General features: G+C 40.3%; 21 protein-coding genes. 20 read left to right on the plus strand and 1 reads right to left on the minus strand.

The window, feature by feature from the left end:
- The first annotated feature begins 16 nt into the window (after nt 1–16).
- From ACP14Y_RS16015 to ACP14Y_RS16100, 18 genes are all read left to right on the plus strand, one after another.
- Nucleotides 17–403, plus strand: coding sequence for a DUF302 domain-containing protein (locus ACP14Y_RS16015; protein WP_350219318.1), 387 nt, complete (start codon nt 17–19; stop codon nt 401–403).
- Nucleotides 404–1,207: a cation transporter gene (locus tag ACP14Y_RS16020; RefSeq protein WP_424963908.1), complete on the plus strand. Its 804-nt coding sequence runs from the start codon at nt 404–406 to the stop codon at nt 1,205–1,207.
- Between the two features lie 2 nt (nt 1,208–1,209).
- Nucleotides 1,210–2,097: a cation diffusion facilitator family transporter gene (locus ACP14Y_RS16025; protein WP_424963909.1), complete on the plus strand. Its 888-nt coding sequence runs from the start codon at nt 1,210–1,212 to the stop codon at nt 2,095–2,097.
- An 80-nt stretch (nt 2,098–2,177) separates the two neighbouring features.
- Nucleotides 2,178–2,549: an ArsR/SmtB family transcription factor gene (locus ACP14Y_RS16030; protein WP_424963910.1), complete on the plus strand. Its 372-nt coding sequence runs from the start codon at nt 2,178–2,180 to the stop codon at nt 2,547–2,549.
- Nucleotides 2,546–3,181: a mercuric transport protein MerTP gene (merTP, locus tag ACP14Y_RS16035; RefSeq protein ID WP_424963911.1), complete on the plus strand. Its 636-nt coding sequence runs from the start codon at nt 2,546–2,548 to the stop codon at nt 3,179–3,181. Before ACP14Y_RS16030 ends, merTP begins: the two co-directional genes overlap by 4 nt.
- Nucleotides 3,182–3,204: 23 nt before the next feature.
- A complete protein-coding gene (locus tag ACP14Y_RS16040; protein WP_350205643.1) occupies nt 3,205–3,537 on the plus strand; it encodes a heavy metal-associated domain-containing protein in 333 nt (110 codons plus the stop codon).
- Nucleotides 3,537–3,758, plus strand: a complete 222-nt coding sequence (locus ACP14Y_RS16045) for a GDCCVxC domain-containing (seleno)protein (RefSeq protein ID WP_350205644.1) — start codon at nt 3,537–3,539, stop codon at nt 3,756–3,758. The genes ACP14Y_RS16040 and ACP14Y_RS16045 overlap by 1 nt, the downstream gene beginning before the upstream one ends.
- Nucleotides 3,755–5,095 (plus strand): NAD(P)/FAD-dependent oxidoreductase, encoded by a 1,341-nt coding sequence (locus ACP14Y_RS16050; RefSeq protein WP_350205646.1) that lies wholly within the window; start codon nt 3,755–3,757, stop codon nt 5,093–5,095. Before ACP14Y_RS16045 ends, ACP14Y_RS16050 begins: the two co-directional genes overlap by 4 nt.
- Before the next feature lie 77 nt (nt 5,096–5,172).
- A complete protein-coding gene (locus tag ACP14Y_RS16055) occupies nt 5,173–5,544 on the plus strand; it encodes a metal-sensitive transcriptional regulator (protein WP_420575385.1) in 372 nt (123 codons plus the stop codon).
- Between the two features lie 83 nt (nt 5,545–5,627).
- Nucleotides 5,628–5,897, plus strand: coding sequence for a thioredoxin family protein (locus tag ACP14Y_RS16060; RefSeq protein ID WP_420575384.1), 270 nt, complete (start codon nt 5,628–5,630; stop codon nt 5,895–5,897).
- 87 nt (nt 5,898–5,984) lie between these two features.
- Entirely contained in the window at nt 5,985–6,389 is a 405-nt protein-coding gene (locus ACP14Y_RS16065) for a hypothetical protein (protein ID WP_424963912.1), read from the plus strand.
- 9 nt (nt 6,390–6,398) lie between these two features.
- Nucleotides 6,399–7,235: a hypothetical protein gene (locus tag ACP14Y_RS16070; protein WP_424963913.1), complete on the plus strand. Its 837-nt coding sequence runs from the start codon at nt 6,399–6,401 to the stop codon at nt 7,233–7,235.
- Between the two features lie 19 nt (nt 7,236–7,254).
- Nucleotides 7,255–7,746 (plus strand): heavy-metal-associated domain-containing protein, encoded by a 492-nt coding sequence (locus ACP14Y_RS16075; protein WP_424963914.1) that lies wholly within the window; start codon nt 7,255–7,257, stop codon nt 7,744–7,746.
- 13 nt (nt 7,747–7,759) lie between these two features.
- Entirely contained in the window at nt 7,760–8,395 is a 636-nt protein-coding gene (locus ACP14Y_RS16080; RefSeq protein WP_424963915.1) for a class I SAM-dependent methyltransferase, read from the plus strand.
- 7 nt (nt 8,396–8,402) lie between these two features.
- The gene (locus tag ACP14Y_RS16085) at nt 8,403–8,621 is read left to right on the plus strand and encodes a GDCCVxC domain-containing (seleno)protein (RefSeq protein WP_420575380.1); all 219 of its coding nucleotides are present in this window, start codon (nt 8,403–8,405) and stop codon (nt 8,619–8,621) included.
- The gene (locus tag ACP14Y_RS16090) at nt 8,622–9,365 is read left to right on the plus strand and encodes an AraC family transcriptional regulator (protein WP_420575379.1); all 744 of its coding nucleotides are present in this window, start codon (nt 8,622–8,624) and stop codon (nt 9,363–9,365) included. It abuts the gene before it with no gap.
- Between the two features lie 65 nt (nt 9,366–9,430).
- Nucleotides 9,431–10,276 carry a sterol desaturase family protein gene (locus ACP14Y_RS16095; RefSeq protein ID WP_420575378.1) on the plus strand — a complete coding sequence of 282 codons (846 nt, stop codon included), beginning with the start codon at nt 9,431–9,433 and terminating at the stop codon, nt 10,274–10,276.
- The gene (locus ACP14Y_RS16100; protein ID WP_420575377.1) at nt 10,273–10,659 is read left to right on the plus strand and encodes a DUF2147 domain-containing protein; all 387 of its coding nucleotides are present in this window, start codon (nt 10,273–10,275) and stop codon (nt 10,657–10,659) included. The genes ACP14Y_RS16095 and ACP14Y_RS16100 overlap by 4 nt, the downstream gene beginning before the upstream one ends.
- A 109-nt stretch (nt 10,660–10,768) precedes the next feature.
- Here the strand turns inward: ACP14Y_RS16100 and ACP14Y_RS16105 are convergent, their stop codons facing one another.
- Entirely contained in the window at nt 10,769–11,143 is a 375-nt protein-coding gene (locus ACP14Y_RS16105) for a hypothetical protein (protein ID WP_420575376.1), read from the minus strand.
- A 718-nt stretch (nt 11,144–11,861) separates the two neighbouring features.
- Here ACP14Y_RS16105 and ACP14Y_RS16110 point away from each other — a divergent pair.
- Nucleotides 11,862–13,013, plus strand: coding sequence for a hypothetical protein (locus ACP14Y_RS16110; RefSeq protein WP_424963916.1), 1,152 nt, complete (start codon nt 11,862–11,864; stop codon nt 13,011–13,013).
- 172 nt (nt 13,014–13,185) lie between these two features.
- Nucleotides 13,186–13,515 (plus strand): DUF413 domain-containing protein, encoded by a 330-nt coding sequence (maoP, locus tag ACP14Y_RS16115; RefSeq protein WP_424963917.1) that lies wholly within the window; start codon nt 13,186–13,188, stop codon nt 13,513–13,515.
- Nucleotides 13,516–13,575: the final 60 nt, after the last annotated feature.

The following is a 13,575-nucleotide window of genomic DNA, read 5'->3' on the forward strand; positions in this document are numbered from 1 at the left end:
TAAATTTTAAAAAACCATGAGTTATTATTTCACAAAAACCATAGATGGTGATTTCGATGAAGCTATCGAAAAAGTCACTGAAGAACTAAAAAATGAGGGATTTGGTGTCCTAACTGAAATTGACATTAAGGCCACCTTGAAGAAGAAACTTGACGTTGATTTTTACAATTATAGAATCCTGGGAGCATGTAATCCTCCGTTTGCTTACAAAGCGCTACAGGCCGAAGATAAGATTGGAGCTATGCTTCCGTGCAATGTAATTGTCCAGGAAAAGGAGCCTGGCAAAATTGAGATATCTGCAGTGGATCCGGTGGCATCTATGCAATCGGTCAGTAATGAAGGTCTCGGAGAAATAGCCACACAAATACGAGAAAAACTGAAGCACGTAATTGATAGCCTGTAAATGTCCAAGGTAAAAAAATCGACTTTCTTCATCTCCAAAATGGACTGCCCCTCAGAAGAGCAGATGATCCGTATGAAGCTGGAACCTTATAACGAGGTGAAGCAGCTTTCTTTTGACATTCCCAATCGTAAATTGGAGGTATATCACACGGGAGAAGTGGACAATATCTATCAAGCCCTCAGTGAACTCAAACTCAATGACCGGTTGGAAAATACGGAAGATGAAGCAGAGTTGCCGTTGGCTGCAGATGAATCAAAGCAGCGAAAAATACTTTGGTGGGTGCTGGGTATCAATTTCGGGTTCTTTGTAGTAGAAATGACCACCGGCTGGATTTCTCGCTCTATGGGTTTGATAGCTGATTCGTTGGATATGCTGGCGGATTCCATCGTGTATGGATTGAGCTTATTTGCTGTCGGTGCAGCCATGACTCGTAAAAAGAAAGTAGCCAAAATCAGTGGCTATTTTCAAATGGGACTGGCACTCTTAGGCTTTTCAGAAGTATTACGCAGGTTTTTCAGCGAAAGCGAAACGCCCCTGTTTCAATGGATGATTATCATATCAATACTGGCCCTCATGGGCAATCTGGTTTCACTCTGGCTGATCAATAAAGCTAAAAGCGAAGAAGCTCACATGCAGGCCAGCGCCATATTTACTTCCAATGACATAATTGTAAACGGTGGAGTGATCCTCGCTGGTGTGCTGGTTTACTGGCTGGATAGTAAATGGCCAGATCTGGCCATAGGGGGAATTGTATTTGCCTTCGTGATGAGAGGCGCAATCAGAATATTAAAACTTGCAAAATAACTATGGGACACAATCACGATCATTCACATGACCATTCAGAAGGCAATGTAAAAGTCGCCTTTTTTCTAAACCTGAGCTTCACCATTATTGAAGTAATAGGAGGTCTTTATACCAATAGCTTAGCTATCCTTTCAGACGCATTGCATGATCTGGGAGATAGCCTCAGTTTGGGACTCTCGTGGTACTTTCAAAAGCTCTCCAAGAAAGGAAGAACAAAGAAGTTTTCTTATGGATATAAGCGGTTTTCACTGTTAGGTGCTATCATCAATTCTATCGTTTTAGTTGCCGGATCCATATTCATACTCACGAAAGCAATTCCTGAACTTTTCAATCCAGGAGAAACCAATGTTCAAGGGATGCTCTATCTCGCTATTTTGGGAATAGCGGTCAATGGAGCTGCTGTTTTGAAACTCCGAAAAGGAGAATCTCTGAATGAAAAGGTTGTTTCATTACATCTATTGGAAGATGTTTTAGGCTGGGTGGCCGTGCTCATTGGTAGTATCATCATGATGTATACCGATGCACCATTTATAGACCCGCTACTCTCTGTTCTAATTTCCCTTTTTGTACTGTACAATGTCTATAAAAACCTTCGCAAAAGCATGTTGGTGATCTTGCAGGGTATTCCAGAGGATGTCTCATTGGATGAGATCAAAGAGAAGCTCAAGGATATTTCGGAAATCACAGATGTGCATGACAATCACGTTTGGTCAATGGATGGCGAATACAACATCCTCACGATTCATTTGCAGTTAGATCAAGACTACAAACTTTCAAAGCAAGCCAAACTCAAAGAGAAAGTTCGAACTCAACTCAAAGATGAATCCATTAATCATATCACGATAGAGTTTGAAGGACAGGATGAGAATTGTGAGCTAGAGGATTGCTAATATCAATATTTTAGCATTCTCTTAAATACTGAACCTTTCTTGGTATCTTAACGTTTTAGTAATCACTAAAATAGTAAAATATGAGCAAGGCCTGTATTAGAGTATTGGCGGATCCTGTCCAAATTAAGGAATGCAAGGAATCCCTAAACCAACTTGATGAGCAGTTGGAGCTAGCAACCCAGATATTCAATCTTTCTGGGAATGCTGCAAGACTTAAAATTCTATTTCTCCTACACAAAGAAGGAGAAATGTGTCCTTGTGACCTGAGCGATATACTGGATATATCTGTAGGGGGTGTTTCTCAACATTTACGAAAGCTAAAGGACGCGAAGCTTGTCAAAGACAAGAAAGTAGGCCAAACGGTCTTCTATTCTCTGGTAGAAGAGAATATACAAGTGATCAAGCCCGTCTTAAAAAGCTTATTTGATAATTATAAAGAACCAGTATCATGAGCAACTCAAATCAAACAAATACATCCTCCAAAAGTGTTGGGGCAGGTTTGTTGGTGGCCATAACAGCGTCACTTTGTTGTATCACTCCTGTTTTTGCCACGTTGGCAGGGATTGGAGGCATTGCTTCGTCCTTTTCGTGGATGGAGCCTTTTAGACCTTATTTAATAGGCCTCACCATTTTGGTATTAGGGTTTGCCTGGTATCAAAAATTACGACCCAGAACCCAGGAAGAAATTGAGTGTGCTTGCGAAGAGGATGAAAAACCTTCCTTTTGGCAGTCTAAGAAGTTTCTCGGAATAGTTACCGTCTTTGCTGTATTGATGCTTGCTTTCCCATCCTATTCCGGCATCTTTTTCTCAGGCAATAGCAATGCATCGAATGTTATTGTGGTGAAAGAAAATGACATTCTGAATGCAGAGCTAAGTATCAAAGGAATGACCTGCACAGGATGCGAGCACAGCGTGAATGCTGCGCTTAATAATAGTGAAGGTGTTCTCGAAGCTTCTTCATCCTACGAAAGTGGCATTGCAACGGTAAAGTTTGATCAAACAAAAGTATCAGTTGATCAATTGGCAACCAATGTTGAGGAAGCTACTGGCTATAAAGTGACTGATAAAAAAGTCATTGACTGAAAAAATTTTAAACAAAAAAGAAAATGAAAACCATCATTCTAAGTCTAACATTTGTCTTCTTGCTTGCAGGAAATGGAATGGCACAATCTGCCAATTCCCCAACAACCGAGTCCACACAGAAAAGTGAGACGGTTAAACTGAAAGTCACCGGTCTCACTTGTGCCGGCTGTGCCAGTCATCTTTATAAAGTCTTGAAAGAAACAAAAGGAGTTGTTGACAATTCGGTGGAATATCCCGGTGATATTGCAGTGATTGACTATGACCCTAAAAAGACTCAGCCTGAGCAGCTTATTGCAGCTATTGAAGAAAAGACCAGCTATAAAGCTGAATTACTCAAACCTAACAACGACGAATAATGGAAAAAGAAATCGTTTTACAATCCACTATTACCTGTCCCAATTGTGGTCACCAAAAAGAAGAAACCATGCCTACAGATGCATGCCAGTACTTCTATGAGTGTGAAAACTGCAAACAAGTCTTAAAGTCAAAAGACGGGGATTGCTGTGTGTATTGCTCGTATGGAACTGTGGCATGTCCTCCTATTCAGGAAGGTGGAAAAAGTAGCTGTTGTTCATGAAATACGATGTAATAGTAATCGGGTCAGGCATGGCGGGAATGACCATTGCCAAAAAATGTGCTAAGAAAGGATTGAAGACTGCTGTTACAGACTCCAGACCTTATGGTGGAACCTGCGCACTACGCGGTTGTGATCCAAAGAAGATTCTGGTTGGTGCAGCTGAAATCATTGACCGGGCCAATAACATGAAGGGGATCGGCATTCAAGGAGATGTCTCTATTAACTGGCAAGACTTGATGGCTTACAAAAACGACTTTGTTGCCAAAATGCCGAAAGGTGTGGAGAAAGGTTATGAAAAAGCGGGTGTAGACATGTATCACGGAGCAGCCAGCTTTGAATCGGAAAACACTGTCCGCATTGGAGACAACCTATTGGAAGCAGATAAAATTGTAATTGCTACAGGTGCTCGACCTGTAATCCTGAATATACCTGGAGGTGGCTTACCCATAGACAGCACAGATTTTCTAAACTTGGAAGAGCTTCCTAAGGAAATTACTTTTATAGGAGGTGGATATATAGCGATGGAGTTTGCTCATCTGGCTGCCAGAGCAGGAAGTAAAGTAACCATAATTCACAGAGGTAAAACGCCTTTAGAAAACTTTGAAGCTGATATCGTGAAGCATTTGGTAAATGCCACTGAAGAATTGGGAATTGAGCTTCACCTTGAGTCTGATGTTATCGCAGTAGAAAAAACCGATAACAGGTTTACAGTAAAGGCAGCATCAAAAAATGGTGAAAAAACTATTCAAACGGACTTAGTTGTCAATGCTGCCGGTAGAGTGCCTGAGTTGGATGGCATGAACCTTGAAAAGGCTAATATTTCTTACAGCAAAAAAGGAATACAGGTAAACGAATTCCTTCAAAGCAAAACCAATCCATTAGTCTACGCAGCAGGAGATGCTGCTGAAAGTAATGGACTAAACCTCACACCTGTTGCTGTTATGGAAGGGCATGCCGTAGCAGCCAATATTATTCGTGGTAATTCCAAAACACCCGACTACACCGAAATGCCGAGTGCGGTATTCACCTTACCAACTTTGGCATCTGTAGGGATGACGGAAAAGCAGGCAAAAGAATCAGGTTTAGAATATCGGGTAAAAGATGGGTCAGCATCAAACTGGTACAATGCCAAACGGATCAATGAATCAACTTATGCGTATAAAGTCCTTTCAGACAATGAGGGGTACATTTTAGGAGCACACATTATTGGTCCTCATGCGGAAGAAATGATTAACCTTTTTGCAATGGCTATTCGTGGAAAGCTTACGGTTTCTGACATACGGAACATGGTTTATGCATATCCATCGATGGGATCTGATATTGGGTCGATGGTGTAACTGAAATTAGAAAAACCAAGCAATTTGTTGTTTACCACCCCGGAAGGAAACGTACCTTTAGTAAAACACGAAGTATTATGATACCCAAAGACCTAACAAAGGATATAAAAACACGATTGCAAAGCATAAAAGGCCAAATGGATGGTTTGATAAAAATGCTGGATGAAGGGAAAGATCCGGAAAGAATCCTCATACAGTTCAAAGCTGCAAAGAGTGGCTTAGATAAAGCGCACTACCTTTTATTGGATGAAACATTTAGAAAATCTCTGGCCATTAAGATATCAGAAACTTCAAGTGCCTGTCCTGGAAATTGTGGTAATGAAGAACAAATAGAGATGCTGCGACAACAATTTCCTGCCATTGAAGTGGACGACCTCACCGAAAAAATGAAAGAAATTTCGCGACTAAAAAAGCACCTGGATCGATTCAATGAGGTGGATAAAAAATAATTTCTAAACTTTTTCTTGGAGACCACCCCATAGCACCTCGTACGTTTGTTTCAGCTTTTATTTAAACCCAAAAAAGAATAATAATGAAACGAAATGTAGAAGTATTTACTGCCAATTGCCTGGTATGTGATCCCGTGGTATCTATGGTCAGGGAACTGGCATGTAATGATTGTGAGATCACCATTTATGATTTGGTGAAGCAGTGTGAAGACAAGACCTGTCTGAGCAAACTGGAAGAATATGGGATCAAAAAAGTACCTGCTATTGCTGTGAATGGCAAACTTTTATCGTGCTGTGAAAATCAGGGGATTTCTAAAGAAGAGCTGATTAAAGCGGGTATAGGACAAGGGTAAAAACAAGTAAGGCACGGCTTACCTTATTTATTTTCCCTTGATTCTGTGCTGGTAAGGGAATTCATCAATGTAGTGACAATTAAAATAATGGGAGTCTTAAAATCACTAAAGCAGGATTTCGTCAGCATCGCATCCTTGTTTACATCAGTATCCACCTTACTGTGCTGCGCCCTTCCGTCATTACTCGTGGCGGTGGGTATGGGAGCGGTAGTGGCCGGAATGGTTTCGGACTTTCCGGCATTGATCTGGTTGAGTAAATACAAGGAATGGACTTTTCTGACGGCAGGTATTTTGATCGGGTTCAACTTTTGGCTGTTTTATGGCCGCCAAAGAGACCAGGTCTGTGAAATAGACGAATATGGCAATGAGACACCATGTGATACAGCCGCCCGGTGGAGTAAAATTATCCTATGGATATCCTTTGGTTTATACCTTCTCGGACTATTCTCAGCTTACCTGCTACTACCAATTCAACAATTTTTAGGACTTTAAAATAATACGATGAAAAGAACAGCCTTTTTAATATTACTAACTGTTACAGCCATTTCTAAGGTCAGGGCTCAGGGACACGGGCCCCTTTATGGTTTACAAACCCCCACCTTGGCAAAAGGAGGATTTGACTTTAATGCAGCAGCTATGAGCCTGGCTACCGAAGATGATCAATCCTTTATGCTTAGGTACATCTGGTCGTATGGCGTGACGGAAGATCTGCAAATTAATATCACGATACCCACCATGGTCAACAGATTGTCTGAAGCACCCAGAACAAGAAGTAACAGCAACATGCCGGCAAATGGCGACATAGAAGCATCTGTATGGTACCGTTTCTTCTCCAATGCATTTGGGGTTGGCAAACGCTTTGAATCCACGGCTATTTTAAGTGTTTCGGCACCTACTGAAGAAACCAGGAGTGGTATCAATGTAAGCAATTCCATACACGGAGCGATCTCTACCGGCTATGCTTCACGTACCTGGTATGCCTGGGTAGGTGGTGGTTATCAATATTATTTTGAGAAATCCAATGATCAATTAGGCGACCTCCCTTACGCAAGTCTGGTAGTCGGTTATCGGCCGAATATATTTATGGGAGACTATCCAAAGCCGGACTGGAGGGTATTTGTGGAATCGCTCGCGGAGTTTCCCGGAGCAAGTACCAGTGAAGGTCAGCTTACCCCCGTTGATCAAAGAGGGAAAAAAGTTATGCTCGGCCCTTCATTCCTGGGACTTTATGGAGCTTGGGGTATATCCTTTGGAGCTTTATTTCCGGTCTATCAGGATGTAACACAAGGCCCAACAGAGGAATACAGGCTTTCAATGAACATTAGTTATTGGTTATAAACTTTAAAAAACAGAAAAAATGAAAAGATTAGGAATAATAACATTGTTAACAATTTTTAGTTTGAGCGGAGCAATGGCTCAGATGATCAAAGTAGATCAGAAAGTATTTGGAATGGATTGTGCACCGTGTGCCTATGGTCTGGAGCGCGGACTTAAAAAAATGGATGGCCTGGAAAGTGTGAAAGTAAGCCTCAATGACGGCAAGGCTTATCTCACGCTTGCTGCCACCAATGAACTGACCTTGCAAAAAATCCAGGAAGAAGTGAAGAATAATGGATTTTCAGCCAGAAATGCTGAAGTTACGTTAAAAGGAGAATTACAGAAAGAGCGAAATGTATGGAAAGTTAAGGTTAATGGAGAAATATTTATAGTGAGTGCTGATACTTCAGGTGACGTACTAACAAAGCTCAAACCAGGTAAGATTTGGATAAAAGGGTTTGTAAAAGATGAGGAGGATGGTGAGTTAACTGGTATATGGGAAATCAGAATTATTGAAGTATTAAAATCTTAATAAAGCCATGGAAATGGAAAATTTTGACAGAAAAAAACATTGGGAAGATATCTATCAGTCAAAGCAGTTGAATGAGGTAAGCTGGTTTCAGCAAACCCCGAAAATATCTTTGGATTTCATAAAACAACTCAAAGTACCCAAGAGTGCTAAAATCATTGATATTGGTGGTGGGGATAGCTTCTTGGTCGATCATTTGCTCGGCATGGGATATCAGGACATCACGGTGCTGGACATTTCTGAATCAGCCCTTAGAAGGGCAAGGAAGAGGCTTGGTACCCTTGCTGATAAAGTGAAATGGATAGTGGCAGATGCTGCGACTTTTGTGGCAGCCGGACAATACGACTTTTGGCACGACCGTGCAGCCTTCCACTTTCTGACGGAAGAACAAGATATTGCGAGCTACTTGGAAAATGCACAAAGAAGTATAAAGCCAGACGGAAGGCTTGTGCTAGGCACTTTTTCAGAGCAAGGCCCACAGAAATGCAGTGGGATAGAAATCAAACAATATTCAGAATCAACTATGACCGCCCGCCTCCGGAAATTTTTTGAGAAAATAAAATGTATAACGGTTGATCATAAAACACCCTTTGATACCATTCAGAATTTCACCTTTTGCAGTTTTAGGAAATTACCGATAGATCCTATTTAATACTGAAATGGAAAAAGAAATTACACTCGAATCGACCATCACTTGCACCAACCGTGGGCATCAGAAGGGAGAAACCATACCAACCGATGCATGCCAGTATTTCTACGAATGCTGTCATGAAGTTTTGAAACCAAAAGAGGGTGACTGTTGTGTGTATTGCAGCTTTGGAACAAACCTTTGCCCGCCCATTCAGGATGGTGGAAACTGTTGTGGAAGAAACAAATAAATGAATCCATTCAAAATTTATTTCCAAAATGGGATTGGGGTCTATACCGGTAAGGTGGTAGAAACAAAACCACACAGCCACCATGCCACCGAGATCATTTATGGCTTGGAGGGAAGTTTCAAGGTGGCTGATGCTCAAAATAATGAAAATGAATACAGACTGTCGCTGATACCTCACGATATCAAACATCGATTCATTAATACATCAAACATCACCCCAATTTTCATTTATTTGGATCCGTTTCATTATTTGTCACGGCAGCTTGAGAGGAGCTATTCGTTAAATAAGGTAATTGTAGGGGTTGACAATTTGCATCGGTCATCAACCATGAACGACATTCGTTCCTGGGCTCTCGGGAGTGACGTAGATATTATTGTCCTAATCACACAACTTATCCATGATTTAGCAGGGTATGCTTCCCATACCATCACCATAGATAATAGGATTGTAGAAAGCACGGAACACATCAGGAATGCACTACATGATGGAATTAGCCTGGCTGATATTGCTGAAAAAGTTCATCTCTCAGAAAGCAGGTATGCTCATCTGTTTAAAGAACAGGTTGGAATCCCATTTCGAAGATTTGTGTTATGGACAAGGCTGCAAGCAACTGTTGAAGCTATCATGAATGGGAAATCTTTTACGTCTGCGTGCTATGTGGGTGGTTTTGCTGATCTACCTCACTTTTCAAAGACCTTTGTGGACATGTTTGGGGTTTCACCCTCCAGTGTGTTGAAAGCTTAGCAGGTTTATACAAGCTATCAATATTCGAACTTTTCATTTTTGCAGACTACTAAAGGTACGCAGATATGAAAAAATTCTTTCAATTCAGCATCTATCCGGTTTTTATGATCTCTGCATGGGGCCTGATCCTATGGGCTATGCAAACAGGTATAAATCAATACTTGGCTACAATCCCTATCATTGCACTCTTCGGTGTAATTGCTCTGCTTCTGGAGAGATTCATGCCCTTTGAAAAAGAATGGGTAAATGGAACAGATTGGAACCTTGATTTCACCTACTACATCATTAATTATTTAATCAAAGTGTCTGCTCAGTTTAGCTTTATTTGGCTATCAACGTATGTTGTTTTTTTTGATTGGTTCCCCACTGATTTACCCTTTTGGGCGCAGGTGCTTTTAGCCCTAACGATCATAGATTTTTTCTTGTTCTTCGTTCATTGGCAGAGTCACAAGTACCAATGGCTCTGGAAACTGCATTCTATCCACCATAGTTCAGAACGTTTATACTTTTTGAATGGAGAAAAACGCCACGCCATCCATCAGATTTTAGAGGGTGGACCCGGAATCATTGTATGTCTATTAATTGGTGTTCCTCAGCCCGTTGTAGTAGCGGCATTGGCACTTCTAGCTATCAACATGATGATGCAGCATACCAATCTTGATTACAAGGCAGGGATATTAAAGAAATTTTTCTGCGTAGCAGAGTTGCACCGTTGGCACCATCGTGCAGATTATAAGGATGCACAGGTAAACTATGGTGCCTGGCTCACGCTTTGGGATTACCTCTTTAAAACCAATTATGATGATCCAAAGATTTATGACTCAAAGGGTATTGGTGAAATTGGTATTAAGGAAGAGCCGGATTATCCTAAATCCTACATAACTCAAATGATTTATCCCTTTAAGAAATGAGGATCAAACTGAATTCTATATTGCTTTTTTTTCAAATAGGTCTAACTATTAATGTAATAGCTCAAAAAGGCCCAGATAGCATTGTTGGGAATTGGGTTTCGTCCGATGGTGTCAGGACTGTGCGCGTATACAAAGAAAAAGATAAGTACAAGGCTGATATTATTAAGTCCAATAATCCAGAAGAGACGGGGAAACTGATCCTTTGGAATCTTGTTTATGATCTTGAATCCAGGGAATGGAATGATGGAAAAATCCAGCTACCTGGTATGTCACATGAAGTGGATTGCTTTATTGAAATGAATAAAAAAGACACCATGAAAATAACGGGGTACCATGGTTGGCGAATCTTTGGGTCATCTGAGGTATATATCAAAGAATTATAGTTTAGATTTTTTTATTTGTTTCAGGGAGACATAGCTGGTATTCAAGCCCTATAGTTATGTGCGGAGGTGTGTGGTTTGACAAAGGAACGTGTAATTCAAAATGTCCTTCTCATTGATCTTTAATTGTTTCTTTATCTATTCCATAGTAGTGCTTTATGATGATCTCTACACTCTTTCCGCTGATTTCTAAAGCGGACTTTGGAGAGATTCTTTTCTTACAACAAAGGGATATAATGGTTTTGATAGCTATATGAGAAGTGATTATTCCCCATTTGGGAACGTACTCATAAGATTTATTTCCTGATACTGATTTGATCAATTCCACTTGCTTGTTGATGCCAGCTTTTTTACAGGCTTCTTTTATGTAGGCGTTAAATTTTTGATCTGATAGAGTGGGAAGTTCATGGTTGTATTTATCAAGAATCTGTATTTGTCTTTGAGTTAGCGGCACAAATAGATCTTTCTTATTCTCATAGGCTCTCATTTCAATAGAACCATCATGAATGTGATTTTTTTAGCCTTTGCAAGTCAGAATAGCCCAGGCCTGTGTAACAGTTTAATACAAAGACATCTCTAACCTTTTCGCATCTTGCTTCCTTAAAGGTGAAGGTTGCCAATTGATTGAGTTCTTCGATACATTACGGATATTCTTGTTCAAATTCGTCACGGAATATTCACTTAAACTCCACTGCAGAATCGGCTGGATGTCCCACTCAATTCCGCTGCTCATTTCGCGCTCTCTTTTGCTCACCCAATTCACCACCGAATTTGCTTAGCGAAATTTCACTTATCTGCTCAGCCAATTCGCTCTTAGGAGAGAGCGAAAAGATAGCGACTTCACCCAGCCAAATCTATTGTATGTATGCTAGCCAGAATGAACAAATCTTATTTGGTTCTTTTCGTGTAAAAACGTCAGGATCAAGTAGTGAATAAAGTACTACTTTTTTATTTTTTACAGTAACGATATGCAAGATCAAACTGAAATTATTTGCTCGTTTCGCTCAAGATCTGCTTTCTTTTTTTTCGTTCATTTTGCTAGCGAATTTTGCTTCTCTTTCGCTACCGAAAATTCGCTGCTCGGCCGCTCTTGTTTTCGCTATCAGTTTGCTTAATTCCGCTCATCAGATTTTGGTGAAATGTGATGCCTCAGTAGGTCAGGTTTGGTAAGCCATTTCGGTGCAATCATTGGCATAGTTCTGTCAATGAACTATTCTAATAATAAAGAATCTAATTCTGAGAAGCTCAGGAAGATTCAGGCAGAACTCGACGATCTATATTCTAAAGGAAAGCTGAATGTTGAGTACAAAGTTCTGGCTATCGACATGGTTCCAAAGAAGGGTACGATAGTAAAACTTAAATGTTTGTTATGTGATATGGTGAAGGAAAGGAAGCTAGCCCATATTCGAAATCGTCCAGATAAAGGTGGGTGCATCTGTAAGCGAAAGCATACAGAGAAGAAGATCTTAAAGAAGCTCCAGAAAGTACTCGGAGACGATTATGTCGTAAAAATGGTATTTAGAAAGCAAACAACTTCAGATGAAGCCAAGTACACCAAGAAACCTTTTCATGCACATATCTATGATAAGAAGTGGAGGTGTACGCACCGAGATGTAAATGTGAACAACATCTTTAGCAAGGGAACTCTACCTATGACCTTTAAGAGAATTCATGATAAGGAAGTCTCCTCTTCTGTGGAATCTCTTTGGCAATCGCTTAAAGTAAAATTTGTTGCTCGTCCACAGAGACTCTTAAAAAAAGGAGGGAAGAAACCGTACTGTCAGAGCATGATTTTCCCTTTCGTGAGATGTACAAACTGTGGTGAGGAATATTTCAAAAGGTTTTCAAGGTCTAAGAAAACAACACGCACATTCTGCTGTGGGCTAGGGGGTACGACAGGGAAACGTGAAGATTTTATAAAGAGGTGCAAACGAAATGAAGGCAAGGGATTGCTTTACTTCTGCTACCTGCGACATCCATTAGGGTTTGAATATATCAAGCAGGGGATAACAAGTAAAATGGGATTAGAACGCATGAGCGATTTTAAGAAGGAAGACTTTATTGAGGTGGTTGTATTTCGAACCTATATTGGAGATGCAGGAACAATTTATGATATAGAGCAGTACCTGCTTAATATGAAGCCATATGTTAAACCGAAAGTGAAATTTAATGGTAGCTCAGAATGCTATGAATGGGATGTAATTCCCAATCTGTGTACGAAGAGGGATCGAGCGTATATACGCAAATGGAGAGGGAAAGTCAGAGCGGGAAAAACGAATAGAAGCTGGTCAAATTTCATCGAGTTTCTAGAAGATGAAGAACGGCATCAGGTTGATTTGATGCAGCTTAGAGCGTAGAAATAAAGGGGGAGTGGAAACTCCCTCTTTATTTCAAACAGCAAGTAGTGTGGAGTTGTGCATGTTTATATTTTTTAAATAGTATTTTGATCCTTTGATTATTCATTGCACAACCTTTACTTATTTATTGATTGGGTTCAATTCTATTTAATGGTTTTGTTAACTTTATAAGGTGAGGAGTACCAAAAAAGATCACCTTCAATACTTACAAGAGAAAGGCCAATTCAGGATAGAGAATAAAATCAAAAACCTTCCAGCGTTTTCCGATGAAATGATAGAGATTTTAGAGAAGTATGGTCATTGGTTTGAAGCTCTTGTGGAGGGGATACTAGAACCGATCACGGAAAAGCAAAAGATGTTTATTGAGGCGGTGAGAAATGAGCATCCGTTCTCAATTGAGGAGCAGGCCTGGGTACTATATCAAAAGAGAAAAAGTTTGGAAAAAGGACTTAGTGAAGCCTTAAAACGAAGGCCAATTATAGCAGATGATACATTCCACTGAAGTAGAGGATATTAAGCCATTAGAAGTACAGTGTTTGGGGCCATTATTAAATATAAAAGT

Origin of the sequence: Ekhidna sp. (assembly GCF_965247405.1) — a bacterium.
Taxonomy (GTDB): domain Bacteria; phylum Bacteroidota; class Bacteroidia; order Cytophagales; family Cyclobacteriaceae; genus Ekhidna.